The organism is Ciceribacter lividus, from assembly GCF_003337715.1.
GTDB lineage: Bacteria > Pseudomonadota > Alphaproteobacteria > Rhizobiales > Rhizobiaceae > Allorhizobium > Allorhizobium lividum.
In genome coordinates this window covers 126,575-152,317 of sequence record NZ_QPIX01000007.1, presented here as the reverse complement: position 1 = coordinate 152,317, position 25,743 = coordinate 126,575, and the positions used below count along the sequence as shown (strand labels likewise).

Below are 25,743 nucleotides of genomic sequence, written 5' to 3'. Positions count from 1 at the left end.
ATTACACGAATTCCTGATCATTCTGAGGGGGCAATTCTCTGAGTCCCTCAAGGATCGATCATGAAGCCCGCCCGTGTCATCATTCTCTCAGTCGCCGTCGTGGCAGCCGGCGCCGCCGGCATGCTCGCCATGCGCATGTCGGGACCGAAGACGGTCATCATGCAGCAGACCGAGGCGGTGATGCAGAAGGAAGAGACCGTCAACGTCCTCGTGTCGGCGGCCAATTTGCCGGTCGGTTCCCGGCTGGACGAGAAGTCGATGCACTGGATGGCCTGGCCGTCATCGGGTGTCGTTGAAGGCTTCATAACGGAAAACAACCGCCCGCAGGCTCTGACGGAGCTCGCCGGCGTCATCGTGCGCATGCCGCTCTTCGAAGGCGAACCCATCCGGCGCGAAAAGATCGCCGACTCCTCCGCCCGTGTCATGTCGTCACTTCTGCCGTCCGGCAAGCGAGCCGTCTCGACGGAAATCTCGGTCGCTACCGGCGCCGGCGGTTTCATCCTCCCGAACGACCGCGTCGACGTGATCATGGTCCGCTCGGACAAGAGCGGCGGCAGTGGCAACTATCTCACCGAGACGGTGCTTGCCAATGTGCGTGTGCTCGCCATCGACCAGCAGGTCGAGGAAAAGGACGACGGCTCCAAATCAGTGATCGGCACCACCGCCACGCTCGAGCTGACACCCGACCAGGCCAAGGTCATAACAGTCGCACAGCAGATGGCTGATCGTCTGTCGCTGGCGCTGCGCTCCGTGGCCGACGCCCAGGAAGAAGATACGTCTGCTGCCGACTACCTGCTGAGCGGCAGCTCCGGAATGCCGGCGATCCAGGTGATCAAGAACGGCAATGTCGTGAAGGACGCCGAGGTAAAGATGCAATGAACGGGAACGCCAAGGTGACAGACTTCAGACACAGGATCCGGGCCTCGCTCGCCGGCGGCATCGCCTTCTCCATGGCGTTTTCCGGCATGCCGGGTAGTATTGCTTCAGGCCTTTTCGACCTGCCGGCAGCATCGGCCGCATCTGAGAGTGTCATATCGATATCCAGGGTCGGTGCCGGCGCGCGGCGTACCGTCAAGCTCGGCCTCAACAAGGCCCTCGTCGTCGATCTGCCGACCGACGCTCACGACATCCTGGTCGCTGACCCGTCGATGGCCGATGCCGTGACGCGTACGTCCCGGCGCATCTATCTGTTCGGCAAGGCGGTCGGTCAGACGAACATCTTCATTTTCGGACCGAATGGTGAGGAGATCGTCAGCCTCGACATCGAGATCGAGCGGGATATCGCAGGCCTCGAGAACAACCTTCGTCGGTTCATCCCGGAATCCGACATCAAGGTCGAGATCGTATCCGACAACATCGTCCTGACGGGCACTGTTCGCACTCCGCAAGACGCAGAGCGGGCAGAGGGGCTGGCTCGCGCCTTCCTGAAAGGCGGCGAGGCGACCACCCGCAACGAGACGGCGACAAGCGGAAGCAGTGGCGACGGGGCTGTTGCCATCTTCGCGGAAGATCGGCAGGTCTCGCAGATCGTCAACCTGCTGACCATCGAGGGTGAGGACCAGGTGACGCTCAAGGTCACGGTTGCCGAAGTCAGCCGGCAGGTTCTGAAGCAGCTCGGTTTCAACGGAAGTGTTTCCGACGGCAGCAGCGGAATATCTTTCCAGAACCCGGCCAATCTCGGCAACGCAGTCAACGTCTCCAACGCGATCGGAGGTGTTCTCCCGACCGCGTTCGGTTCAATCGGCAGCTATGCGGTCAGCAGCTATCTCAATGCCATGGAGCAGGCGGGCGTCATGCGCACGCTTGCCGAACCGAGCCTGACGGCGATTTCGGGCGAGCGCGCCAAGTTCTATGTCGGTGGCGAATTCCGCCTTCCGGCAGAACAAGAGGTCTCCACGGATGCAGATACGGGCCAAACCACCGTTTCCCGGACGACCGACACAGTAAACTACGGGATCGAGCTCAACTTCCGTCCTGTCGTGCTGGCGCCCGGCCGCATCAGCCTGCAGATCGAGACGAACGTTTCCGAACCGACATACGAAGCCTCGGTGGTGACCGGCAACACCTCCCGTGGTATCCCCGGTTCGACCTACCTGTCGATCCGACGCCGCGAGGCCTCGACCTCTGTGGAACTGCCGTCCGGCGGTTCGATCGTGATCGCTGGCCTCGTTCAGGACAATATCCGCCAGGCGATGTCCGGTCTTCCCGGGCTATCAAAGGTGCCGATCCTCGGCACTCTCTTCCGCAGCAAGGATTTCCAGCGCAACGAAACTGAACTGGTCATCATCGCGACGCCCTATCTCGTGCGGCCGGTTGCCCGTAACCAGCTCGCCCGCCCCGACGACAACTTCAACCCGGAAAACGACGGCGCGACCTTCTTCCTGAACCGCGTCAACAAGGTCTACGGCCGCAAGGAAGCGGATGTGACCGGCCGATATCACGGCACCGTCGGCTTCATCTACAAGTAATCGGAGATGCAGATGTCTGAGAACAGCGCTTCTTCCGCTTCGAAAGAAAGACACAAGACCATGCCTGCATCGACGCCAGCAAGGATCAGTCCCCGTCTCGGCAGGGTCGCATTGGCCGCCGTCATCGCCGGCGCGACGATGGTTCTTTCCGGGTGTGGCGCCAACCGCGACGGTATGACTACGGGCTCCATTCCGGATGATTACCGGACCCGCCATCCGATCACCGTCACCGAGGTGGAGCACACGCTCGACATCCCGATCGCCTCCGGAGACCGCAATCTCACGATCAACACGAAGGATACGATTGCGGGTTTCGCTCAGGACTACCTGAGCATGTCCACGGGAACGATCCAGATTATGGTCCCACAGGGCTCTCCGAACGCGGCGGCCGCATCGATCATGCGCAGGCAGATCCGCGCCGAACTGGTCGGCAAGGGAATCCCGGCGCCACGCATCATCGAAACGACGTACCAGGCTGCGGCCTCCGGCGATGCTGCCCCTGTTCGTCTGAGCTTCGTCGCCTCGACAGCCGTAACCGATGAGTGCGGCCAGTGGCCGGAAGATCTCGCCGACAACACCGTCATGAACCGCAACTGGCACAACTTCGGTTGCGCCACCCAGAACAATCTCGCAGCGCAAGTCGCCAATCCCATGGATCTGATCGCACCGCGCGGCGTGGCCCCGATCGACGCCGCTCGCCGCTCGAAGGTGATTGGTCTCTACCGGGAAGGCAAGGACACGGCGTCCAAGTAGGCGGCGTAGTGGATACGGGGGCAGGGGAAACGCATGAACGCGATTGAATACGATATCGAGACAGGCTCTCGTGGGAATCAGGACGCCGAGCCGACAGCAATTGCAGCTGATCTGGAGCACCTGCGTCCGCTGCCGCGCATCTCGGTTCACGCTTTCTGCATCGCGGAGAGCACGCGCGGCGTCATGGAAAAATGCGCTCAGGACCGGCGGATGGCAAAGGTGAGCCTCAGGATCACCAGCGGCAACATTGCCGCTGCCGCTGCGATGTTCGCCTCCTCTCCGACACCGAACTTGATCATTCTGGAGACGGACTCGCCGTCGTCCACGCTGCTGGCGGAGCTCGCCCCGCTCGCCGAGGTCTGCGATCCGACCACCCGGGTCGTCATTATTGGCCGCTACAACGATATCCCCCTCTATCGGGAGCTGATGCGCAACGGCATATCCGAATACATCGTCGGCCCGGTTTCCATGGCGGAGGTCATCTCCTCTATTGCCGCGATCTTCGTCGACCCGGATGCCGAGCCGCTCGGGCGCACCGTCGCCTTCATTGGCGCCAAGGGTGGCGTCGGCTCCTCGACCATCGCACACAATTGCGCCTTCGGCATATCGAACCTCTTCTCCACGGAGACGATCCTCGCCGACCTCGATCTGCCCTATGGTACGGCCAACATCGATTTCGACCAAGACCCGGCGCAGGGTATCGCCGAAGCTGTTTTCGCGCCGGAACGTCTCGACGAGGTGTTCCTGGATCGTCTGCTCACCACTTGCTCGCAGCATCTTTCGCTGCTTGCTGCCCCTTCGCTTCTCGACAGAGCCTACGACTATTCGCGCGACGCCTTTCAGCCGCTGCTGGAACTCCTGCAGCGGAGCGCGCCCGTCTCGGTACTCGATTTGCCGCATGCGTGGTCGGACTGGACCCGAACGGTCCTTTCCGAGGTCGATGAAGTGGTCATCACCTGCGCGCCGGACCTCGCCAACCTGCGCAACGCGAAGAACATGTTTGATGCACTGAAGAAGCTGCGTCCCAACGACAAGCCGCCTCACTTCATATTGAACCAGGTCGGCATGCCGAAGCGGCCCGAGATCGCGCCGAGCGATTTCTTCGAGCCGCTGGAGATCGAACCGATCGCGATCATTCCGTTCGATGCGCAGCTGTTCGGCAACGCGGCGAACAGTGGGCGGATGATTTCGGAGACGGACGCGAAGTCTCCGACGGCCGAGACGCTCTCGCAGATCGCGCACCTCGTGACGGGGCGTGCGACGATCAAGAAACCGAAGAAGGGGGGTCTCGGGAAGGTCCTGGGACTTCTCGGCAGAAAGTAAGTTCAAGCGTGGGGATGACGTAAAGTGGCTATGTTCGGCAGACGCGGCGACGGATTCGGAAAGGCCGGCCCTGGTGCAGGTATGGCTGCGACCCCTGTGGCGCCTGCCCCTGTTTCCGAGAGTACGTCGTCAGCCGGCGCGATCATCGCGGAAGTGCTGCCCGTCGCCCAGGACGCGACGCGCCGTCAGCAGGTGACGCCTCCACCGATGCAGGCGCCTGCCGCCGGCCGCAAGCGGCCGGCGCGCACCCAGGACTATTACGACACGAAGAGCCAGGTCTTTTCTGCCCTGATCGACACCATCGACCTGTCGCAGCTGGCAAAACTTGACGGCGAAAGCGCGCGTGAAGAAATCCGCGACATCGTCAACGACATCATCACGATCAAGAACTTCGCGATGTCGATCTCGGAGCAGGAGGAGCTGCTCGAGGACATCTGCAACGACGTGCTCGGCTACGGCCCGCTCGAACCGTTGCTTGCGAGAGACGACATCGCCGATATCATGGTGAACGGCGCCGGACAGACCTTCATCGAAGTCGGCGGCAAGACGATCGAGTCCGACATCCGGTTCCGGGACAATGCGCAGCTCCTCTCCATCTGCCAGCGCATCGTCAGCCAGGTCGGTCGACGCGTCGACGAATCCAGTCCGATCTGCGACGCGCGTCTGCCCGACGGCTCCCGTGTCAACGTCATCGCGCCGCCGCTCGCGATCGACGGCCCTGCGCTCACGATCCGCAAGTTCAAGAAGGACAAGCTCAATCTCGACCAGTTGGTGAAGTTTGGTGCGATCACGCCCGAAGGCGCGGACGTGTTGCAGATCATTGGACGTGTTCGCTGCAACGTCGTCATTTCCGGCGGTACCGGTTCGGGCAAGACCACGCTTCTCAATTGCCTCACCGGCTATATCGACACCGACGAGCGCGTCATCACCTGCGAAGATACCGCCGAACTCCAGCTCCAGCAGCCACATGTTGTCCGCCTCGAGACGCGCCCGCCGAACATCGAGGGTGAAGGCGAGATCACCATGCGTGATCTCGTGAAGAACTGCCTGCGCATGCGGCCCGAGCGTATCATCGTCGGCGAAGTGCGCGGATCGGAAGTGTTCGACCTGCTTCAGGCGATGAACACCGGCCACGACGGCTCCATGGGCACGATCCACGCCAATACGCCGCGCGAGTGTCTGAGCCGAATGGAGTCGATGATCGCCATGGGCGGCTTCAGCCTGCCGGCGAAGACGGTACGAGAGATCATCGCCGGCTCCATCGACGTCATCATCCAGGCCGCGCGTTTGCGCGATGGTTCACGCCGGATCACTCATATTACCGAGGTGATCGGCATGGAAGGCGACGTCATCGTCACCCAGGACCTCGTGCGCTACGAGATCGAGGGGGAGGATGCCAATGGCCGGATCATCGGGCGCCACGTCTCGACAGGCATAGGCAAGCCGCATTTTTGGGACCGCGCGCGCTACTACAACGAAGAGCGCAGGCTCGCCGCCGCTCTCGACGCCATGGAACAGAAGAGCAAGGGGGTCTGACGCTCATGTTCGGACTCGAGCCTACCATTTTGCTCATCATAGCCCTGGTGGCGGTTGCTGCCGGTGCACTTGCCTATGGCGTGCTTTATTCGCGGATCGAGGTCGAAAAGAAGACGGAAAGCCGTATCAGCCGTGTCAAGTCGGCTGAAACCGATCTGGCGAAGATCAAGGCGGCACGGGACCGCGTACAGGAAATTTCCAAACGCCGAAAGTCCGTTCAGGATTCGCTCAAGGATCTCGAGCGCAAACAGCAGGAGCAGAACAGGAAGATGGCGAAGGCCGACATCAAGTCGCGCCTCGTTCAGGCAGGGCTGTCCATCTCGCTCACGCAGTTCTACCTCTTGAGTGCAGCCTTCGGTGTTGCTGTGCTCGTCCTCACCTTCCTGTCCGGCATGCCGCTTCTCGTCACGCTCGGTTCGGCGTTCGTTGCCGCCCTCGGCCTGCCGCGGTGGGTCGTCGGCTTTCTCGTTCGCCGCCGCCAGAAGAAGTTTCTGGAAGAGTTTCCCAATTCGCTGGACGTCATGGTTCGCTCGATCCGTTCTGGTCTGCCCCTGAACGACGCATTGAGGTTGATCGCCTCCGACGGGCAGGAGCCGGTGAAGGGCGAATTCCGCCGCGTAGTCGAGTCCCAGCAGGTCGGCCTGAGCATCCCGGAAGCCTGCCAACGCATGATCATGACCATGCCGTTGCAGGAGATCAATTTCTTCTCGATTGTCATTGCCATTCAGTCCCAGGCCGGCGGCAATCTTTCCGAGGCACTCGCCAACCTCTCGCGCGTGCTGCGCGAGCGCAAGAAGATGAAGGCCAAGGTGAATGCGCTCTCCATGGAAGCGAAAGCTTCTGCCGTCATCATTGGCGCATTGCCGTTCATCGTCACACTTCTCGTGTATCTGACCTCGCCCCATTACATCATGATCCTGTTCACTGATCCCCGCGGCCACATGATTCTCGGCATTTCCGCGGTGTGGATGTCGATAGGTATCCTGGTGATGCGCAACATGATCAATTTCGACATCTAGGACGCACGCCATGACGCAGGATCTCGCCGCTCGATTGACCGACCCGGCGCTGGTTGTCGCCGTTCTGGTGGCCATCGCGGTCTTTGCGACGCTTTATACGATCGCCATTCCCTATCTCGAGCGCGGCGACCTCGAAAAGCGCATGAAGGCGGTGTCGACCGAACGGGATCAGATCCGAGCCCGCGAACGCGCCCGCATGAATGCAGACGGCGCGCGCGGCAAGACAAGCCTTCGTGCCGCCCATAACCATTCGGTCCGCCAGATCGTCGAGAAGTTCAACCTGCGGCAGGCGCTGGTCGACGATGCCACGATGGACAAGCTGAAAGCCGCGGGCTTCCGCTCGCAGAACGCTCTCAACATCTTTCTCGTTGCTCGGTTTCTTCTGCCTTTCCTGACACTGACGCTGACGGCCGTCTGGATCTTCGTGCTCGGCAATCTCGCAGAAAGGCCGTTTGCCATTCGTATGCTGGTGACGGTGGTCGGTGGTTATATCGGCTTCTATCTGCCCAACATCTACGTCTCCAACCGCATGGGCAAGCGGCAGCTCTCGATCAAGCGCGCTTGGCCGGATGCCCTTGATCTCATGCTGATCTGCGTCGAGTCAGGGATCTCCATCGAGGCTGCGATGCGCCGTGTTTCTGACGAAATGAGTACCCAGTCGCCGGAGCTCGCGGAGGAAATGGTTCTGACGACCGCCGAGCTTTCCTTCCTGCAGGACCGCCGAACGGCACTGGAAAATCTCGGCAACCGCACCCAGCTGGATGGCGTGAAGAGTGTTACCCAGGCCCTGATTCAGGCCGAGCGCTACGGGACGCCGGTCGCGCAGGCACTTCGCGTCCTCGCGCAGGAGGGCCGCGACGAGCGCATGAACGAAGCAGAAAAAAAGGCGGCCGCCTTGCCGCCCAAGCTTACGGTGCCGATGATCCTCTTCTTCTTGCCGGTGCTCGTCGCCGTCATTCTCGGACCGGCAGGCATTCAGGTGTCCGACCGCTTCTGAGGCACGCATATTGCGACTGGTGACGAAAGCCGCTATTTATTGTCACCCGCGCAACTGGCGACAGAGATGGATGACCATCGGGGAGCGCGGGCGAAACGAACGCCGCTCGCCTGGGCACAAACATCCAACTTCTGGAGTTGTCCCATGTCGTCTCAAGTGATTTTCCTCAGTATTCTCGGTACGATCCTGATCGGAGCGATAAGCCCCGGACCGAGTTTCATTCTGGTGAGCCGCACAGCGATAGCAAAGGGACGGGCGGCTGGTATTGCAGCAGCGCTCGGCATGGGTGCCGGGGGTGCGTGCCTCGGAGGACTGGCGCTGCTTGGTCTGAGCGCTCTCCTCCTGCGGGCCGAAGCAGTCTTCGTACTCGCGAAGATACTCGGTGGCATCTATCTCGTGTATCTCGGCTTGCGCATCTTTCGGCACGCGTCCGCCCCGCTCGTGTTTCAGGACGATGGACCGGTGCGGGCGACGTCGCTTGGCGGTGTTCTTGTGGCCAGCCTTCTCACCCAGCTCAGCAATCCCAAGACCGTTATCGTCTACGGCAGTATTTTCGCCGCACTTCTTCCCGCCCAGCCGGAGCGTTGGCTGATGCTTGCACTGGTGCCGATGCTCTTCGGTGTAGAAGCGGGATGGTATCTGCTCGTCGCGCTTGTCTTTTCCGCGAGTGGACCGCGCCGCGCCTATGCTCGTGCAAAGGTCTGGATCGACCGAAGTGCCGGTGCGGTCATGGCTGGCCTCGGCACACGGCTTGCCGCAGAGGGAATCTCCTCACGCGTCTGGTGAAGTCTCGGGTGGTCCCGTCATGACCGCGTCAGTTGGTCCGGGTGTCGGCGTCCTTCGCGGCAAGCTGTTTCCAGGAATTCTGTTGTGCGAGCATCGAGCGGAGGTAGGCGACGTTTGCCTCGGCCTGCTGCGGATCGAGTTCCTGGCGCGCAATACGCTCGGCTTCGTCGAAGCGTCCCTGAAGGCCTACCACCAGGGCGAGATTCTGGCGAACGCGGCTGTCGGCGGTCGGCTGCTGCGACGCCGACTTCAAATAGGTCTCTGCCGTTCTCAGGTCGCCGGACAGCACGTATGACATGCCGAGATTGGAAAGCACGGACGGTTCGTTCGGCTTGAGATCGAGAGCCATGCGATAGCGGCTGCGAGCTTCGGAGGAGCGGCCGAGCTGATCGAGCACCGCCCCTTCGGCGGAATAGAGCCGCCAATCCGGCCGGTCTGGCGTCTGTGCTCTCGATATGGTCGACAATGCCTGCTCCATCTGGCCGGCTGCCGCCTGCGCCTTGCCATAGGCGGCGAGTACGTCTCGGTCAGCGGGATGAGCGATTGCCACCTGCTGCATCACGGCCAGCGCCTGGGTATCGCGGCCGGTCATCATCAGGATGCTGGCGTAGGTGAGACCCGTTTGCCTGTCCTTGGGGTTACGATCATAGGCCGAGCCGATCCGCTCGGCGGCAGCGGCGAGTTCGCTCGCCGTCATCGTCTCGACCGGCTTGGTGAGCGTGGGGATTGACCCGGTGACGGTCGGGTCCTTCTTGGCGGTGGTCGCACAACCGGCCATGACTGTCGCGAGCGCAAGAATGCAGACTTTGGCGGTCATCGTCACGCGACGTGATGTGGTTCTCCTGGCCCCCATGATTCACTTCCCCCTGATGCGGCACTTCCGGCGTCGGCAGAGCCTGCAGGTGACATCCGACGCAACATGTGACCAGCAATAATCTGTTAACCCTAACGGAGCGTTAATGTCGGCACCCGCGACTGATTCCGCAGAAAGAGCATCCATGGCGCCCTACCAGTATATCGACCGAAAAAGCCCCTTCAGCAGGAAGAGCGGGAAGACCCTTCCGATCTTCGCCGTGACGCCCGCCCATGTCGAGACCGGCACGATCGATCCGATCGCGCTTGATTGGGCGCGCAAGGCGGGCTTCACCGCAGAGGCGGGGGCGCTGCTTCTCGTTCCGACGGCCGACGGCCATCTCGGAGGCGCGCTCTTCGGCCTCGGCACCAATCCTTCGGCGACGCCCTTTCTCGCCGGCAAGCTCGCCCGCCAGCTTCCTGCCGGCGACTGGCACATCGAGACCGCGCCCCTCACGGCCAATCGCCTGGCGCTCGGCTACGGCCTCGGCAGCTACAGCTACGACCGCTATCGCAAGGAGATTCAGTCCGGGCCGAAGCTGTTGATCCCGCAGGATGCCGACGCGACCGACATCAAACGGCAACTTGCCGGTGTCTTTCTCGCGCGAGACCTCATCAACACACCGACCAACGACATGGGGCCCGTCGAGCTCGAACGTGTGTTCCGGTCGGTTGCCGAACACTACAAGGCGGAGGTGTCGGTCGTTGTCGGCGATGACCTCCTGAAGGCGAATTTCCCGTTGGTTCATGCCGTGGGTCGGGCGAGTGCTGAGGCCCCGCGTCTGCTCGAGATGCGTTGGGGCAAGGACGGACATCGCCGCGTCACTCTCGTCGGCAAGGGAGTATGCTTCGACACCGGCGGTCTGGACATCAAGCCTGCTTCATCGATGCTGCTGATGAAGAAGGACATGGGCGGTGCAGCCAATGTCCTGGGCCTGGCGCTGATGATCATGGACGCCAAGCTGAAGGTCGACCTGCGCGTCATCATCCCCGTCGTCGAGAATTCCATCGGAGGGAATGCGTTCCGCCCCGGTGACGTCTATCGCAGCCGCAAGGGATTGACCGTACAGATCGACAACACGGACGCGGAGGGGCGACTGATCCTCGCCGATGCGCTCGCCTATGCGGACGAAGAGGAAACCGATCTCCTCATCGACATGGCGACCTTGACCGGCGCGGCGCGCGTGGCGCTCGGGCCGGACCTGCCGCCTGTCTTCACAGACGATGAGGAACTTGCCGCCGAACTCATCGACGCGAGCCTCGAAACCGACGATCCGCTGTGGCGGATGCCGCTCTACATGGGGTACGACAAGAGCCTCAAGGGCCAGATCGCCGACCTCACCAACGCGCCGGCCGGAGGCATGGCAGGAGCAATCACGGCAGCCCTGTTTCTCAAGCGGTTCGTGAGCCGCGCCAGGAGCTGGGCCCATTTCGACATCTTCGGCTGGGCGCCTTCGGAGCGTCCGCATTCGCCGGTCGGTGGCGAGGCCCAGACGATCCGCGCGCTCTACCGCTATCTGCGCTCCAGCGTTCGATGACGCGGCGGGCGCTTACCCAACAGCGAGCCTTGCCAACGACGGCCGATTGCCGGAAAAGAGGTGCGTCGTGAACCCGGATGACGTCGGATGAGTGTGGAACTGACCGCAACCGAGGCATTGAGTCTGTGGCACAGGGTGACGCTGCAGCAGGTGCGGCAGGACAATCGCGATCTCACGCTTCGGCAGATGGCGATTCTCCTGCACATTTACCTCGTACCGCCGCCTCACACGGTGCGCGGGCTTGCGGCGGCGCTCAGTGTGACCAAGCCGGTGATCACGCGTGCGCTCGACACCATGGGAGAGATGGGCCTTGTCGAGCGCGTGCGGGATGACCGTGATCGTCGCAACGTCGTTATCAAGCGTACCGTTGGTGGTGCACTCTACCTTGAACACTTCGGTGACCTCGTCATCGAAAAGGGGCGAGCGCTGGCGCTTTGAGAGGGTTTTATGGCACTGGACAGACGATTGAACGCCTATCGCGAGGATTTGGCTGAAAAGAGGCTGGAGGGGCAGGTCGCCGCCTGTCGCTTCGTTACGGGTGAGCCGGCCAGGATCGTCTCGCCGGTTTCAGGCCTTCGTCCCAAGCCGGATCCAGCATCAGGCATAGACACGGAGGTTCTCTTCGGAGAAGAGGTGACGGTCTTCGACCGTGCCGAGGGCTGGGCATGGGTGAAGGCAGCGAGTGACGGTTATGTCGGCTACCTGCCAGACGCAGCGCTTGCACCCCCGGACGCCTCACCGACCCATCATGTAGTCGTCCCCCGTACCTTTCTGTATCCCGGCGCGGATCTGCGCTTCCCCGCCTGTGCTGCCCTTTCGATGGGAAGTCGCGTCGCGGTCGTGGGGGAGGCCGAGACCCGGGGCACTCGCTACTTCCTGGTCGCGGACGGCCGGGCGATTGTGGCGGGGCACTGCTTGCCGATCGGCACCTATGCGAGCAACGACTACGTGGCCATCGCCACCCGCTTTCTTGAAACACCCTACCTGTGGGGCGGACGTTCCGGCTTTGGTATCGATTGTTCCGGTCTCGTCCAGCTGTCGTTGATGATGACGGGCCGTTCGGCGCCCCGCGACACCGACATGCAGGCCGCCGGACTCGGCGTCGAGATCGGACGCGGTGATCTGAAGCGCGGTGATCTCGTCTTCTGGAAAGGTCATGTGGCAATCATGGAAGACGAGAAGACGCTGCTTCACGCCAACGGTCATACCATGACCGTTGCACGCGAGGATTTCGAGGCCGCGGTGAAGCGTATCGCCTGGCTCTATGACGTTCCGACCGGTTATCGCAGGCCCGTCACATGATCGTGCGCCCCGGTGGCGGTCTTACGCTTGCCGGCTCCGGCTCCTATATGACACCTGACTGTCGATCTGTAGATCAGTCGTCGGCAGGAAACCGGAAGGGCAAGTCCATGAAGATTGTTTCGGCAGTGCTGAGTTTTGCCCTGGGTGTCATTGTCGCCGTACCGTCCTGTCTTGCAGACGAGAGACGGTTGGTCGACCCCTCCGGCTATTTCAAGGATCTGCCCGGCGTTACGGCCCCGGATGTGTTGCAGAAGGAGCCGGAATACAGATGCACGACGGCCACCCGCAGCTTTCGTAACCGGGACAATGTCGGTTTCTCCGATAGCCTGCCCGTGCTTGTCTACCGCTGCACCCGCGACGGTGTCACCTTCGAGAGCCGCAATCCACCGCTGACCGGCTCCTGGTATCCGGGCGTCAATCCGCGCAACATCGAGAAATAGTGCCTGCATCTGGGGTGCGAGCCTTGCGAGGAAAGCAAGGGTGCCTTTCCGTGCAGGCCTTTCCTCCGCCTCGGCATGGGTCTAGGTTGCCGGGATGTTCAAGTTTTCATCAGTATCAAGGGTGCTTGCCTGGTCCCTCCTTTTCGCCGTCTTCTTCGTCACGATAAGTCCGATTGGTCTCAGGCCACACACTCTGACGACGGTCAACCTCGATCGCGCCGCCGCCTTTGCCGCAGTCGCGATGCTCTTCGTGCTTGCTTACCCGGATCACTGGAAGCGAGTGGGCTTGCTGCTGATCGGCGGTGCCGTTCTCTTTGAAATTATGCAGATGATCTCGCCGACACGACACGCCCACGTCGAGGATGCACTCGTGAAGTCGTTCGGCGTTCTGGTCGGAGTGGCTGTGGGCTATGTGACGTCGTACGTCGTGGCCTTGGTGCGCCCACCGCTTGCCGCCCGCCCTGTGCCCGCTCGCAAGGACTGACACGAGGTTTCTCAGCCCGCGGTGAACGACTTTTCCCCGTGTGCGGGCGCCGTGTGGTCTCACTGGCGCCAGAAACGAGAAAAGCCCGGACGAACCGGGCTTTTCTCGTGTTTTCAACGCCGTAGCTACGGCTTGAAAGGGGAATTTGGTGCCCAGAAGAGGACTCGAACCTCCACGCCTCGCGGCACAGGTACCTGAAACCTGCGCGTCTACCAATTCCGCCATCTGGGCGACGGTCACGCATGTAAGGGGGTCGCCTCTTGCTGTCAACAGGCATTTTGAAGTTTTCGTGTCATCGGTCGAGAAAGCTGTGCGGCGGCTCCATGTGCCGTTGGTTCTCGGCGAAACGATGGGCGACCTGTGGTCGGTGCGCTGGCGTGGAACAGCGCTTCGGGGTCGTCTTCGAAAAGCCATGATCGCCCCCAAGATCGGGCAGGTGGAGAACAGATCGTTCGGATCGACCTGTCATTGCGCCCCCCGACCGGGTGGTGTCCAGACAGGCGGAGGACGGGGGAGACGCTCATGTACAGGATCCGGAATTTCTTGCTTGGCGGCCTGCTGGCTGTAGCAAGTGCGCTGCCTGCACCGGCCAGCGCCACGGTGCCTGCAATACCCGGCAGGCAGGAAGTGGCATCCACCGATGTCGTACAGGCGGCGGTCGTCTGTGATCGTTACGGTTGCTACGACACGTGGCGCCATCCGCCGCCGCCACCGCGTTGGCTGCCACCACCGCCGCCTCCGCCGATTTACCAGCCGGATCCACCCTATTACCGTCCGGTTCCGCCCCCGCCACCCTACTGGCACTATCGTCGTCCCCCTCCGCCGCCTCCGATCTACCGTGCGCCGCGCTCCTGGGATAATCACGTGCGGTGGTGCCTCGAGCGTTATCGCTCTTACAATCCGCGGACGAACCGCTATCTCGGCTACGACGGCTACTTCCACATCTGCCGCTCACCCTATCGGTGAGCGGGGCCGAGCCGCGAAGAAGGCCGGGTGTACATTCGGCCTTCTCTAGCCCGCGCTCTCCGGGCTCGGGCCAGCCCGATCGACATGGCCGAGATCGCGCTCCGGTTCGATAACGTCGCGTATTCGCTGCTTCAGTTCCTTCGGTCCGGGAAAGCCGCCGTCTCGCTTGCGCTCCCAGACAAGGGTTCCGTCGACCCGGATCTCGAAATTGCCGCCGGTGCCGGGAATGAGGGCGACCTCGCCGAGACTGTCGGGAAATGTCTGGAGCAGCTCCTGGGCCATCCAGCCGGCGCGCAGTAGCCAGTTGCACTGGGTGCAGTAGAGAATGGTGATGCGGGGTTTGGTCGACATGTCTCTCTCTTTTTTCGGCGATGATATCGGTCTGGTCGCGGGTGGTCCACTGCCCCATCGGCTCTGGTCCAAGGCTCTTGAACCTGCCGCGCCGTCATGGTCATCTGCTACCGGCTCTACGGGAATCGGATCGGAACGCAAGCATGCGCGTGGCTATTGTCGAGAACATGCCTTCAACCCAACACGGGCTGGTCGGGGTCGCGCTCCGCGAGGCGGGGGTCGGGCTTGACGTGATCCGTGCCTTTGCCGGCGAACCCCTGCCGGCCGACGTCCATGACCACGACGCTCTGGTGGTCTTCGGTGGCGAACAGAATGCCCGCGACGATCACACCCATCCATATCTGCCGGCGCTCGCCGGCGTGATGAGGAGTTTCGGCGAGGCAGGAAAGGCGGTCCTCGGCATCTGCCTCGGCAGCCAGGTACTGGCGCGTGCCTATGGCGGCGAGAACCTGATCGGTGCCGCGCCTGAATTCGGCTGGAGGGATATCACGCTCACAGACGGCGCGAGGAGCGATCCAGTCCTGGGGCATCTAGGCCGGCAATTCGTTTCGTTCCAGTGGCACGACGATACGTTCACGCTCCCGCAGGGTGCCACCCGTCTTGCTGAAAATGATATCACCAGGAACCAGGGCTTCCGCGTCGGCCGGGCCGCCTACGGCATGCAGTTCCACTTCGAGGCGAACCAGCTGGTTGTCGAGGAATGGATCCGGCTCTTTCCGGCTCACGTCGAGCGCAAGGAGCCGGGATGGCTTGCCCGCCATCCCGAGCATGCTGCCATGCATGGCGCCCAGGCGGATGCTGCCGGCCTCGAGATCGCCCGCGCCTGGGTGCGCCAGATCTGAAGCTGGAGCGACTTGACGCCGGCACTGCCGAAGGGGCGCAATCCGCGCCTTCCGCCACGGCATATCCAAATGGCCAAGGTGCCGCCTAACGTTGCCGCGCCCTGAGCACCTTGCGGGCATGGTCGTCGCCGACGATCGCCGTGTGGCGGCGGTCCGGCAAGACGCCGCCCGATGCAGGGTCTTTGATCCGCGTCGCCGCAGGGTCGGCCGGTATCTGTTCCGTGCTGCCGGCGCTCGAAGACATGGTAGTGGCAGCGGCGCCCTGGCGGTAGGTGTAGCTGTTGGCGCGGCGCCAGGCCTCGACGCGATCCGCGCATTCGACGGGATCCAGATCCTTGAGCAGCGCTTGCGCGCGAGTCCGCTCGTCCGCGGTTTCGCGAAGGTGAGGGTAGAGGTGTTCAAGCACGAAGACCGCTTCGCGGGATGGCATGGCGACGCCCGCCAATGTCACGGCGAGCTGGCGGCCGGAAATGTCGAGCATGATGCGTTCGGCGAGCCACCGGCTTGCGGAAAGTACCTCGGAAAGCGTCGAACAAAAGTGATCCGCCTCGCCGTTGCGGGCGAAGCGCACCAGCAACGCCTCCTGCATCGACGTGATGGTACGCATACCCAGCCGATCGGAAGCAGGGGCGTTGAGGTGATTTGCAAGCCGCTTGATGCGCTCGCGCAGTGCTTCGCTGTGGTCCGGTCGAGCTTGCTGCGAGACAGCTTCGTCACCGTCGGATCGGTCCGGCCCCATGCTGTGACGAAGTCCGACAAGTGCATCAATGACGGTGGGCGACAGCGACTGCCGGCGCACGATGGCGCGGGCATGCGCCGCCCCCTGTGTCCGCGCGATCATGATCAGGAGATCGTCTGAAAGGCACGGTGACGAAGCGAGAAAGGGGGCTGCGACCGCGATCGGCTGCGATGCGATGAAAAGCGCCACGGTAGGCGGGATGTTCGGGTTCTGCGACAGTGCGGCGACCGCCTGACGCCGGGCGTCTTCGGAGGAGGCCTGGAAGAGCGGCGCAAAGAGTTCAGCGAATTGTCTCAACTCGCTCTTCCTCGGATGCCGGACGTTCTCGAAGCTGGTGACGGTCGCCATCAGAACAACGTCCTTCTTCCGCAACCCCTGGGGCTTCTCGAGTTCCCGAAAGCGATCGACCACGACAAGACCTTAACCTTACGCAAAACAGATGTGAGTCAAACTAGAACAAATTTGTTAGCAAGCTGTTAACTAAGCTGTGCGTGAATTGGGCCATAGTCGTGAAGCTGCACGCCGATTCGCTTGCAGGCACACGTGTTAGGCGTGCCCCGTCTGGTGGGCAGTGAGTATCGTCCCATCGTCGGTTCGCGCTTGAGAACGGCGCAAATGACCCGGCTTTGACCCAACAGGGAAGCGCTGCCGGGCTGTGCCGGCCCTCGGACCGAGGGCGGGGTGAAATCGATTTCTTCATCCTTCTCGGCCTGGAAATGGAGACGAGCATGGCGGAGATCGTAAAATTGGAAGAAAGGCTGGCACGCCAGCCGAAGCGGCGGGTGGAGCATCACGAAGCGGTGATCCTGCTCTTTACAGGTGTGCGTTACGAGTACCGCGACGGACATCTCATTCGCACCAACGACCTGTTCACCGATGGGCAGCGCGCACCTCAGCCGAAGGGGAAGGACCCGCTGCCCCACTGATCGCTCCGATCGGTGGAGAGAAAATCGCCGCTCTCAGTAGTCGGAGAATGGCGTACATACCGCGCCCGCGAGAAATTCTCTCGCGCTTTCCTCGAAACTCGCCTGAGGAGCCATGGTTCGCAGGACCGCATAGCCGAGCGGGTCCTTGAGCTCGACCGTGATCGTCTGCGAAAGAGAGTCCGGCAGGGCCTTTCGTATCCGCCCGAGTTGGACGGTCGAAGCGGCGAGTACATCGACGCCACCGTCTACAGACGTTCGGTCGTTGATGCTGAAGACCTCGTCGGACCGGCTGTCGTAGATGGCGAGTGACCAGAAGCCGGGGCCCTTGCCCGCAAGAAGCCTGACCGGCTGGGTTGTGACGTCGAAATGGCAGACCGCTATCTTCACATAGGGATCGAGATTGGCAAGCCTCTCGCCCTCGGCGGTATCCGGGAGGCTGTAGAAGGTGTCTTCCGGCCCTTCCGCTTGCACCCGCGTGTAGGCGTCCTTGCCGGTAAAGCTCGGAAGCGCGAGGATAATGAGAATGTGCAGCAGTGCCGCTCCGACGAGCCCCGTCGCGGCTGCAAAGAGAAGCTTCCTAGCCATTGTCGCACCCGATCCGTTCCAGCTCCGGCATGTCGAGGCCGATCAGGCCGGAGCTTCCGGCCGCCGGCGTATCGAGAAGAGTGAGCACCAGCGAGAAGGAGCCTGTTTGTGGTAGCGCCAACCAATTGCCGGGCTGAGGCTCGGGCGAGACCAGAATCTCGAAGCCGCCGTCCTGGTGCCGCAACACCGTTCTGGCATTGAAGGAGGAGGGCAATGCAGCGGGAGTCGGCAGCGGCCGGCCGGCCGCATTTGCCGCGTAGAGCGTCCAGGTGCGTGCGGTCGGCGTACGGCCGTGCAGGCGATAAGTGCACCCGGTGTTGAGCCGTCGTCCCTGCGGGTCTTCCGTCGCGGTAAACACCAGGCCTTCGGCCGAACCGTAGAGAAGTCGTCCGGCTCTTGCCCGATGTGATCGGGCATAGGGATCGGCCGACGCTGTCTGGGCTTCCGGAAATGCGTGCCACACACCCAATCGGATCGCCCCGAAGCCGGCCGATGCTTGCAGTGCCCAGATCGCCGAGAGGATGCCTCCGCCGAAAGCGATGGCCAGCGCGACGGCAATGAGGAAAGGAACCCGGAACACCTTGTCGACCAATTCCATGTTATCTGGCTGCAAGCGGTACCATTCAAACCCTTGAAGTTCAAACGCCACCAACGTTCCCGGGCTACTTTCTTCGTGCTTATCACGGATCGCGGCTGGCGGCGGATGCGACCTTGCGGGGAGGGCTGACAGGATCAGCATCTTTCAGCATCCGGCCGATCTCGCGGATAAGTTTTGTCGATTCCGCCGACAGGGACCGGGGTCTCGTGAGGGGGGGAAGGCCCGCGGGATCGCCCTCCTTCGGCTTTGCGGCAACCTTGGTGGAGGAGGAGTCCGGTGTCGGATTCTCGACACCGGGAATGGCACGCAGTTCGATGCCCTGGTGTGCATAGTCCATCAGCTTCTTGAAGGTCATGGCGGGGACCGAACCGCCGGTCATGTTGTTGGTGGAGGTATAGTCGTCATTGCCGAACCATACGACAGCCGTGTAGTTCCCCGTGAAGCCGCAGAACCAGGCGTCTCGATAGGCCTGCGTCGTGCCGGTCTTGCCGCCGGTCAACACGCCGTCGACCGCAGCCCGGCGCGCCGTCCCGACATAGGGAACGCGTGTCAGCATCTGGTTCATGTAGGTGGCCGCGATTTCGGAGAGCACCCGCTGCGGAGGCGGCTCGTCCCGCGAGAAATCGTAGAGCACGTCGCCGTCATAGTTCATGATCTGCGCGATGCCGTGACGGCGCGACTGATAACCCCCGGTGGGAAACACGGCGTAGGCCGTTGCCTGGTCGAGTACGGTGACTTCCGAGGTGCCGATCGGGATCGTCACGTCCTTGCGGATGGGTGTCTCGATACCGAACTTCTTGGCCTCCGCCATGATGTTGTCGATCGCCTTCGGCCCGAGCTTTTCCTTGGCGAGCCGGACGGGAATGGTGTTGATCGACTTCGCGAGAGCGGTCTTGATGTCGATCCGTCCCGCATAGCTGTTGCCGTAGTTGTGCGGGCTCCAGTTGCCCCACGAGATCGGCGCATCGACGATCGGTGAATCGGGGGTCAGGCCGGATTCCATCGCCAGCGAATAGGTGTAGACCTTGAAGGACGAACCGGGTTGCCGCAGTGCCTTGGTGGCGCGGTTGAACTGGCTTTCTCCGTAGTCGCGGCCGCCGACCATCGCGCGAACCTCCCCGCCGTTCTCGATCAGCACCAGGGCTGCCTGCTTGGCATTGTAAGTCTCGCCGTATTCGCGCAAGCTGGAGGCGACGGAGGCTTCGGCCGCCTTTTGCAGCCCCATGTCGATCGTCGTTCGCACCACCAGCGAATGCTCCGGAAAACGTGCGGCGATCCGCTGTACCTCATCGAAAGCCCAGTCGAGGAAGTAATCCGGTGCTTCGGCATCATCGCGGTCGACGACGGTTGCCGGATTGCGTCGCGCACCGATCACCTGCCCCTCGGTCATAATGCCGCTCTGCACCATGTTGGACAGAACCTCGTTGGCACGCGCCCGTGCCGCCGGAAGGTTTACATGCGGCGCGTATTTCGCCGGCGCCTTGAAGAGCCCTGCGAGCATGGCGGATTCGGCGAGATTGACCTCGGTGATGTTCTTTCCGAAATAGAACTGTGCTGCCGCCGCCGTACCGAATGTTCCGCCGCCCATGTAGGCGCGGTCGAGATAGAGCGACAGGATTTCCTTCTTGGTCAGATTGGCTTCGAGCCATAGCGCCAGGAAGGCTTCCTTGATCTTGCGTTCGAGCGAGCGCTCGTTCGTCAGGAAGAGGTTCTTGGCGAGCTGTTGCGTGAGCGTCGATCCACCCTGGACCACCGTTCCGGCGCGCGCGTTCTCGTTCATGGCGCGGACGAGGCCCAGGAAGTCGATGCCGAAATGGTCGAAGAAGCGGCGGTCCTCAGTTGCCAGCACCGCCTTGATCAGGTGATCGGGCAGATCATCGATCGGCACCGAGTTCTCGTGGATGATGCCGCGATGGCCGATCTGGTTGCCGTAGCGGTCTAGGAAGGTGACGGCGAAATTGCCGCGGTTGCGCCAGTCCTTCTTGGTTTCTTCGAAGGCCGGCATCGCGAGTGCCAGCAGCAGCACGCTGCCCGCGGTGCCGAGAGTCATGGCTTCGCCCAACACCTCGAAAACCGCCCGTTTCCATCCGTGCACGCGGAAACGGCGGAAGAAGATGGTAATCTCCTCCCAGGCCTCGCCGGCGGCGAAACCGGCATTCCACACGGTCGAGTCGATCCAGGAATCGATCCGCAGCAGGATATGGCTCTTCCTGCGCGGCCTCCTTTTCGGCGGTTCTGGCTCCTGCACCTTAGAACTTTCCCCGTTGACGACGCGTTGAAAGCTTGACGAGGCCGCCGCCGCACGCCACAGGAGGGCGTCGAGGCATGGAGCCGTCGGCATAGACTTGATACATGGTCCATTCGGACCCAAAGAACAAGAAGAAAGCGGCGTCACGCGGCCGCTCCCGCAAGGTACGATGATGAACGAGATCCCTTACTGGAAACGCAAGACGCTTGCGGAGATGACGGCAGAGGAATGGGAAGGCCTCTGCGACGGCTGCGGGATTTGCTGTCTCAACAAGCTTGAAGACTGGGATACCGGGGAAGTCGCGTTCACCTCGGTTGCCTGCCGGTTGCTGGACGCCCACAGCTGCCGATGCAAGGACTACGAGAACCGTCAGGCCACGGTGCCCGATTGCATTCGTCTCACCCTCGACGAGGTGGAGACGATTTCGTGGCTGCCGCCCACTTGCGCCTACCGGCTGATCTCCGAGGGTGAGGATCTCTACTGGTGGCACTATCTGGTGTCCGGCGATCGCGAGACGGTTCACCAGGCCGGAATCTCGGTCCGTGGTCGCACCGTGAGCGAGGAGGTCGTGCCGGTCGAGGATTTCGAGGACTACATTGTCGACTGGCCCCTCAGGGTCAGAGAATCCTGAACCGGTAGCGAGGCGCAGCCGGCAACGAGCGTGCGGAAGGACATAGCGCCTTCTCCTCTGTCGGACCTGGTTATCGAATATTCGGAAAATTTCGCTTTTGCCTCTTGACCCTCCCATGATGGGAAGGTCCATCTAGGATGGCAGAGGTGAAAATCATGAACGAACTGCCGACAAGACGGAACCAGATGTCAACGCGCGCCGCTCCAATCGAGGTGCCTATCGAAGGCATGACTTGCGCGTCCTGCGTCAAACGCGTCGAGAAGGCGGTCGCCGCTGTGCCCGGTGTGGCCGAGAGCGTCGTCAACTTCGCGACCGAGACCCTGACGGTGAAGCCGCGGGACGGCTTCTCGGCGGAGAAGCTTCTCACGGCGATACATGCTGCCGGCTACGAGGCGAAGGCGGAGACGGTCGAACTCGAAATCGAGGATATGACCTGTGCTTCCTGTGTCGGTCGGGTCGAGAAGGCGCTCAAGGCCGTGCCGGCCGTCGAGGGCGCCGCGGTCAATCTCGCAACGGGGCAAGCCACCGTCTCCGTGCTTGGAGGCAAGACCCAGGTTCCGGCCTTGCTAGACGCGGTCCGAAAGGCAGGCTATGGCGCCAAGCTTGTCGCCGACACTGACAAGGGTGATGCCGCGCAGGCGGCGCGCGCCCGCGAGATCGGCACGTTGACCCGTGATTTCGTTGTTGCGTTCATCCTGACCCTGCCACTTTTCGTCATGGAGATGGGAAGCCATCTCTATCCGCCGCTGCATCACACGCTGATGGAGATATTTCCTGGAAATCTCCTGAACTACATCCAGTTCGCCCTGGCGACGGCCGTTCTGCTTGGACCGGGTCTCCGCTTCTATCTGAAAGGTTTTCCTGCGCTCCTGCGTGGCGGACCGGACATGAATTCACTCGTGGCCATCGGAACGTCGGCGGCCTATGGCTATTCGCTCGTGACGACGTTCGCGCCTGAATTGTTGCCTTACGAAGCGCGCAACATCTATTACGAAGCGGCGACGGTGATCGTCACGCTCATTCTGCTCGGCCGATTGCTGGAGGCGCGCGCCAAGGGTCGCACCGGCGAGGCGATCCGCAAACTTGCTGGCCTTCAGACGAAGACGGCTCGTGTCGAACGCGACGGCGTCACGGTCGATGTCGCGACGGAGGCCGTCATTGTGGGCGATGTGGTGGTGATCCGCCCCGGCGAGCGTATTCCGGTTGACGGCACCGTGATCGACGGCGGCTCCTATATCGACGAGTCCATGATTTCCGGCGAACCCGTGCCCGTCGAGAAAAGTGCGGGTGCTACTGTCATCGGTGGCACGATCAACACGAGTGGGAGCTTCCGCTTCCGCGCGGAAAAGGTCGGCGCCGATACCATGCTCTCGCAGATCATTCGTATGGTCGGCGAAGCGCAGGGATCGAAACTGCCGATCCAGATGTTGGTCGACCGGGTGACGGGCTGGTTCGTGCCGGTGGTCATGGCGATCGCCGCACTTACCTTCGCGGTCTGGTTGTTCCTCGGGCCCGAACCCGCCTACACCTACGGTCTGGTGGCGGCTGTCGCGGTGCTGATCATCGCCTGCCCCTGTGCGATGGGGCTTGCAACACCGACATCGATCATGGTCGGCACGGGGCGGGCGGCGGAGCTGGGCGTTCTGTTCCGCAAGGGCGAGGCGCTGCAGAAGCTGCGCGAGGCTGATGTCGTCGTCATGGACAAGACCGGTACCATCACAAAAGGCCGGCCGGAGCTCACGGATCTCGTTGTGGCGAACGGCTTCGCCGAGGACGAGGTCCTGATGCTCGCGGCGAGCCTGGAAGCGCGATCGGAACATCCGCTCGCCGAGGCGATCGTCAAGGCGGCAGAGGCCCGCAAGCTCGCGCCGGCTGCCGTTGAGAAGGCTGATGCAGTGCCGGGCTTCGGCATCACCGGCGTCGTGGCCGGACGTGAGGTAGCGGCCGGTGCCGACCGGCTCATGGCCAAACTCGGACTTTCGGTCGAACTCTTTTCAGATACCGCTCGTCGGCTTGCCGCCGAGGGTAAGACCCCGCTCTATGTGGCCATAGACGGCGTACTCGCCGGCGCGATCGCCGTTGCCGATCCCCTGAAGGAGACAAGTCCGGCTGCGGTTTCAGCGCTCAAAGCAATGGGGCTGAAGGTGGTGATGGTCACCGGCGACAACCGTGGAACGGCGGAAGCGATTGCCCACGCCGCCGGCATCGACGACGTGATCGCCGAGGTGTTGCCGGAAGGCAAGGTGAACGTCATCCGGGACCTGAAGGCCAAGGGGCTCACGGTCGCCTTCGTCGGCGATGGTATCAACGACGCGCCGGCGCTGGCGAGCGCGGATACAGGCCTCGCCATCGGAACTGGGACGGATGTGGCCATCGAAAGCGCGGACGTCGTGCTCGTCGGTGGCGATCTCGGCTCGGTCGTTCACGCGATCGAACTGAGCCGCATGGTCATGCGGAACATTCAGCAGAACCTCTTCTGGGCCTTCGGCTACAACGTTCTTCTGATTCCGGTTGCCGCGGGTCTGCTCTACCCCGCCTTCGGCCTTCTGCTGTCGCCGATGATCGGGGCCGGTGCGATGGGCCTGTCGAGTGTCTTCGTGGTCACCAATGCGCTCCGCTTGAAGCGAGCGCAGGTGACCCGGCTTTCCTGACGAGGAGGACGAGACGTGAATATTGGTGAAGCCTCCGAGGCCTCCGGCGTTTCCGCCAAGATGATCCGGTACTACGAAGAGATTGGCCTCATGCGGCCGGCGAGCCGGACGGCCTCGAACTACCGTCTTTACGGCGAAGAGGAAGTGCATCGCCTGCGGTTCATTCGCCGCGCCCGTTCCCTCGGCTTTTCGCTCGAGGAGACGGAGCGATTGCTGCGGCTCTGGGACGACAAGAGTCGCGCGAGTGCGGAGGTTAAGACGGTGGCACTTGCCCACATCGCCGACCTCGAGGAGAAGATCGCGGCCATGAAGTCCATGGTCGCCACGCTTACCGAACTGGCCGATTGCTGCCAGGGCGACCATCGGCCCAACTGCCCGATTCTTGCTGATCTTGCCGGTCCGGACGCGCAACGCAGGGGGCACTAGCCCGGCCGGACAACGTCGAGAAAGATCCTGCAGGACAGTCGCGATTTTCGCTTGACCTTCCCATGGTGGAAGGGTGCATCACTGATGGTAACCGTGCCGAAATGGCATCAGAGAAAGGACAGACAGCATGAGCGAACCCAATCTCTTCCGTGTCGAGGACATGACCTGCGGCCACTGCGCCAAGTCCGTGAAGGCCGCGCTCGCCGACGCCTTGCCGGGGGTGGAGGTTTCCGTCGACGTGGTCTCCCACGAGGTTCGTGTCGCCGGAGACGCCGCGAAAGCCGAGGCGGCAATCCGCGAGGCCGGCTATACACCGGAACGAATCGGAGCCTGAGTGGGCTCACGGCTCCTGCAATCTCGTCGGGACTTGATCTTCATCAAGGCTGAGGCGTTGACCTCCGGTTAAGGCATAGTCATATCGCTATGTGTTAACAGGAAAGGCTCCCCCGATGGTCACGAAATACTATCCCGACATCACCAAGGACATCTCCGCCCAGACCAAGACGCTACGGAAGGATATTCCCGACGTCATGGCCGGTTTTTCCGCCATGGCGTCGGCCGCGACCCGCGACGGGGCGCTCGACAAGAAGACCAAGGAGTTCGTGGCATTGGCGATCGCGATTGCCACGCGTTGTGACGGCTGCATCGGCTTTCATACCGATGCGCTGGTGAAGCTCGGTGCCACCAAGGCGGAGTTCGAAGAAACGCTCGGTATGGCCATCTATATGGGCGGCGGACCGTCGCTGATGTATGCGGCGCATGCGATGAGCGCCTGGGAGCAGTTCGGCGGCGCGGTCGAGTAAGCGGTTGGACGACAGACTTAGGCCATGCCGCGAGGAACGCTGACCTGCGCGCTCGCTCCGCGAAGTGCGGTGCGCCGGCCTGTTGGAACCATCCGCGCCGATCTGCATTTCCTCCCAGGACTGAGAGGAGGAAGTGCCATGACCCATGATCCAGACCTCAATCGTGACCCGCCGGGCGTCAGGAACCCGCCGCCACGGACCTCGCGCGGCGGCACCTGGACCTGGGCTGTCATCGGTGCGGCCATTGTCCTTGGCCTCGTCGTGTGGTCGCTGATGAGCGGCGGGCCCGGCGTCGACCAGTCGACGACGTCCTCGATGCCGCCGTCTGCGACCGACACCGCACCGGTCGTTCAGCCGACGACACCCGCGGCTCCGGCAACCGTGCCGACCAACCCGCCTGCAGGTAGCTCGCAGCCCTGAGTCGGGCCGGTAGAAACAACAAGCCGCCCGTCTCGAAAGAGGCGGGCGGCAGAATCATG

28 protein-coding genes, 1 tRNA gene and 1 riboswitch are annotated in these 25,743 nt (G+C 62.4%); of the genes, 22 read left to right on the top strand and 7 right to left on the bottom strand.

Translation table 11 applies throughout. The features are described from left to right. Positions 1 to 60: 60 nt before the first annotated feature. The 8 genes from cpaB to DFR48_RS13740 all read left to right on the top strand — a co-directional run bounded on the left by cpaB (position 61) and on the right by DFR48_RS13740 (position 8,882). Complete coding sequence (gene cpaB / locus DFR48_RS13775) at positions 61 to 879, top strand: Flp pilus assembly protein CpaB (protein WP_114363718.1); 819 nt, start codon at positions 61 to 63, stop codon at positions 877 to 879. Then, positions 876 to 2,468, top strand: coding sequence for a type II and III secretion system protein family protein (locus DFR48_RS13770; protein ID WP_114363717.1), 1,593 nt, complete (start codon positions 876 to 878; stop codon positions 2,466 to 2,468). The genes cpaB and DFR48_RS13770 overlap by 4 nt, the downstream gene beginning before the upstream one ends. A 12-nt stretch (positions 2,469 to 2,480) precedes the next feature. Then, positions 2,481 to 3,221, top strand: a complete 741-nt coding sequence (locus tag DFR48_RS13765; protein ID WP_170141881.1) for a CpaD family pilus assembly protein — start codon at positions 2,481 to 2,483, stop codon at positions 3,219 to 3,221. A gap of 33 nt (positions 3,222 to 3,254) precedes the next feature. After that, positions 3,255 to 4,544, top strand: a complete 1,290-nt coding sequence (locus DFR48_RS13760; protein ID WP_114363716.1) for a CpaE/TadZ family protein — start codon at positions 3,255 to 3,257, stop codon at positions 4,542 to 4,544. 30 nt (positions 4,545 to 4,574) lie between these two features. Continuing rightward, on the top strand, positions 4,575 to 6,080 hold the full coding sequence (locus tag DFR48_RS13755) for a TadA family conjugal transfer-associated ATPase (RefSeq protein WP_114363715.1): 1,506 nt from the start codon (positions 4,575 to 4,577) through the stop codon (positions 6,078 to 6,080). 5 nt (positions 6,081 to 6,085) lie between these two features. Then, positions 6,086 to 7,099: a type II secretion system F family protein gene (locus tag DFR48_RS13750; RefSeq protein ID WP_114363714.1), complete on the top strand. Its 1,014-nt coding sequence runs from the start codon at positions 6,086 to 6,088 to the stop codon at positions 7,097 to 7,099. 10 nt (positions 7,100 to 7,109) lie between these two features. Then, positions 7,110 to 8,096, top strand: a complete 987-nt coding sequence (locus tag DFR48_RS13745; RefSeq protein WP_114363713.1) for a type II secretion system F family protein — start codon at positions 7,110 to 7,112, stop codon at positions 8,094 to 8,096. 40 nt (positions 8,097 to 8,136) lie between these two features. After that, positions 8,137 to 8,219: riboswitch (ZMP/ZTP riboswitch) on the top strand. A gap of 21 nt (positions 8,220 to 8,240) precedes the next feature. Beyond that, a complete protein-coding gene (locus DFR48_RS13740) occupies positions 8,241 to 8,882 on the top strand; it encodes a LysE family translocator (protein WP_114363712.1) in 642 nt (213 codons plus the stop codon). A 28-nt stretch (positions 8,883 to 8,910) separates the two neighbouring features. On the opposite strand, the gene DFR48_RS13735 is transcribed toward DFR48_RS13740, so the two are convergent. After that, positions 8,911 to 9,735 carry a tetratricopeptide repeat protein gene (locus DFR48_RS13735; protein WP_114363711.1) on the bottom strand — a complete coding sequence of 275 codons (825 nt, stop codon included), beginning with the start codon at positions 9,733 to 9,735 and terminating at the stop codon, positions 8,911 to 8,913. A 145-nt stretch (positions 9,736 to 9,880) separates the two neighbouring features. Here DFR48_RS13735 and DFR48_RS13730 point away from each other — a divergent pair, with 145 nt between their 5' ends. From DFR48_RS13730 to DFR48_RS13710, 5 genes are all read left to right on the top strand, one after another. After that, the gene (locus tag DFR48_RS13730; protein ID WP_114363710.1) at positions 9,881 to 11,272 is read left to right on the top strand and encodes a leucyl aminopeptidase family protein; all 1,392 of its coding nucleotides are present in this window, start codon (positions 9,881 to 9,883) and stop codon (positions 11,270 to 11,272) included. A gap of 87 nt (positions 11,273 to 11,359) precedes the next feature. Beyond that, positions 11,360 to 11,710 carry a MarR family transcriptional regulator gene (locus DFR48_RS13725; RefSeq protein ID WP_112685940.1) on the top strand — a complete coding sequence of 117 codons (351 nt, stop codon included), beginning with the start codon at positions 11,360 to 11,362 and terminating at the stop codon, positions 11,708 to 11,710. 9 nt (positions 11,711 to 11,719) lie between these two features. Continuing rightward, positions 11,720 to 12,574, top strand: coding sequence for a C40 family peptidase (locus tag DFR48_RS13720; protein ID WP_114363709.1), 855 nt, complete (start codon positions 11,720 to 11,722; stop codon positions 12,572 to 12,574). A gap of 107 nt (positions 12,575 to 12,681) precedes the next feature. Further along, on the top strand, positions 12,682 to 13,014 hold the full coding sequence (locus DFR48_RS13715) for a hypothetical protein (protein ID WP_114363708.1): 333 nt from the start codon (positions 12,682 to 12,684) through the stop codon (positions 13,012 to 13,014). 94 nt (positions 13,015 to 13,108) lie between these two features. Then, positions 13,109 to 13,498, top strand: a complete 390-nt coding sequence (locus DFR48_RS13710) for a VanZ family protein (protein ID WP_114363707.1) — start codon at positions 13,109 to 13,111, stop codon at positions 13,496 to 13,498. A gap of 146 nt (positions 13,499 to 13,644) precedes the next feature. Here the strand turns inward: DFR48_RS13710 and DFR48_RS13705 are convergent. After that, a tRNA-Leu gene (locus DFR48_RS13705) sits at positions 13,645 to 13,729 on the bottom strand. Positions 13,730 to 14,020: 291 nt separating this feature from the next. On the opposite strand from DFR48_RS13705, the gene DFR48_RS13700 reads away from it, so the two are divergent. After that, positions 14,021 to 14,464 (top strand): BA14K family protein, encoded by a 444-nt coding sequence (locus DFR48_RS13700; protein WP_114363706.1) that lies wholly within the window; start codon positions 14,021 to 14,023, stop codon positions 14,462 to 14,464. 45 nt (positions 14,465 to 14,509) lie between these two features. Here DFR48_RS13700 and DFR48_RS13695 read toward each other — a convergent pair whose 3' ends face one another. Further along, complete coding sequence (locus DFR48_RS13695) at positions 14,510 to 14,815, bottom strand: Rdx family protein (protein WP_114363705.1); 306 nt, start codon at positions 14,813 to 14,815, stop codon at positions 14,510 to 14,512. Between the two features lie 143 nt (positions 14,816 to 14,958). On the opposite strand from DFR48_RS13695, the gene DFR48_RS13690 reads away from it, so the two are divergent. Next, the gene (locus DFR48_RS13690) at positions 14,959 to 15,657 is read left to right on the top strand and encodes a type 1 glutamine amidotransferase (RefSeq protein ID WP_114363704.1); all 699 of its coding nucleotides are present in this window, start codon (positions 14,959 to 14,961) and stop codon (positions 15,655 to 15,657) included. Between the two features lie 85 nt (positions 15,658 to 15,742). Here the strand turns inward: DFR48_RS13690 and DFR48_RS13685 are convergent, their stop codons facing one another. Next, positions 15,743 to 16,744, bottom strand: coding sequence for a DUF2336 domain-containing protein (locus tag DFR48_RS13685; RefSeq protein WP_425359255.1), 1,002 nt, complete (start codon positions 16,742 to 16,744; stop codon positions 15,743 to 15,745). Positions 16,745 to 17,124: 380 nt separating this feature from the next. On the opposite strand from DFR48_RS13685, the gene DFR48_RS13680 reads away from it, so the two are divergent. Next, positions 17,125 to 17,322: a hypothetical protein gene (locus DFR48_RS13680; RefSeq protein ID WP_170141876.1), complete on the top strand. Its 198-nt coding sequence runs from the start codon at positions 17,125 to 17,127 to the stop codon at positions 17,320 to 17,322. Between the two features lie 33 nt (positions 17,323 to 17,355). On the opposite strand, the gene DFR48_RS13675 is transcribed toward DFR48_RS13680, so the two are convergent. From DFR48_RS13675 to DFR48_RS13665, 3 genes are all read right to left on the bottom strand, one after another. Further along, complete coding sequence (locus DFR48_RS13675; RefSeq protein WP_114363701.1) at positions 17,356 to 17,907, bottom strand: DUF1254 domain-containing protein; 552 nt, start codon at positions 17,905 to 17,907, stop codon at positions 17,356 to 17,358. Continuing rightward, a complete protein-coding gene (locus DFR48_RS13670; RefSeq protein ID WP_114363861.1) occupies positions 17,900 to 18,487 on the bottom strand; it encodes a DUF1214 domain-containing protein in 588 nt (195 codons plus the stop codon). The genes DFR48_RS13675 and DFR48_RS13670 overlap by 8 nt, the downstream gene beginning before the upstream one ends. Before the next feature lie 100 nt (positions 18,488 to 18,587). After that, entirely contained in the window at positions 18,588 to 20,753 is a 2,166-nt protein-coding gene (locus DFR48_RS13665) for a transglycosylase domain-containing protein (protein ID WP_245415610.1), read from the bottom strand. Positions 20,754 to 20,925: 172 nt separating this feature from the next. Between DFR48_RS13665 and DFR48_RS13660 the strand changes: the two genes are divergently transcribed. From DFR48_RS13660 to DFR48_RS13635, 6 genes are all read left to right on the top strand, one after another. Further along, positions 20,926 to 21,384, top strand: a complete 459-nt coding sequence (locus tag DFR48_RS13660; RefSeq protein WP_114363860.1) for a YcgN family cysteine cluster protein — start codon at positions 20,926 to 20,928, stop codon at positions 21,382 to 21,384. Positions 21,385 to 21,539: 155 nt separating this feature from the next. Then, positions 21,540 to 24,035: a heavy metal translocating P-type ATPase gene (locus DFR48_RS13655; RefSeq protein WP_114363859.1), complete on the top strand. Its 2,496-nt coding sequence runs from the start codon at positions 21,540 to 21,542 to the stop codon at positions 24,033 to 24,035. A 15-nt stretch (positions 24,036 to 24,050) separates the two neighbouring features. Continuing rightward, positions 24,051 to 24,461, top strand: a complete 411-nt coding sequence (gene cueR / locus DFR48_RS13650) for a Cu(I)-responsive transcriptional regulator (RefSeq protein ID WP_114363699.1) — start codon at positions 24,051 to 24,053, stop codon at positions 24,459 to 24,461. Between the two features lie 127 nt (positions 24,462 to 24,588). Further along, positions 24,589 to 24,795 carry a heavy-metal-associated domain-containing protein gene (locus DFR48_RS13645; RefSeq protein WP_114363698.1) on the top strand — a complete coding sequence of 69 codons (207 nt, stop codon included), beginning with the start codon at positions 24,589 to 24,591 and terminating at the stop codon, positions 24,793 to 24,795. Between the two features lie 115 nt (positions 24,796 to 24,910). After that, complete coding sequence (locus DFR48_RS13640) at positions 24,911 to 25,264, top strand: carboxymuconolactone decarboxylase family protein (RefSeq protein ID WP_114363697.1); 354 nt, start codon at positions 24,911 to 24,913, stop codon at positions 25,262 to 25,264. Positions 25,265 to 25,402: 138 nt separating this feature from the next. Beyond that, positions 25,403 to 25,684, top strand: coding sequence for a hypothetical protein (locus tag DFR48_RS13635; RefSeq protein ID WP_114363696.1), 282 nt, complete (start codon positions 25,403 to 25,405; stop codon positions 25,682 to 25,684). Positions 25,685 to 25,743 lie beyond the last annotated feature (59 nt).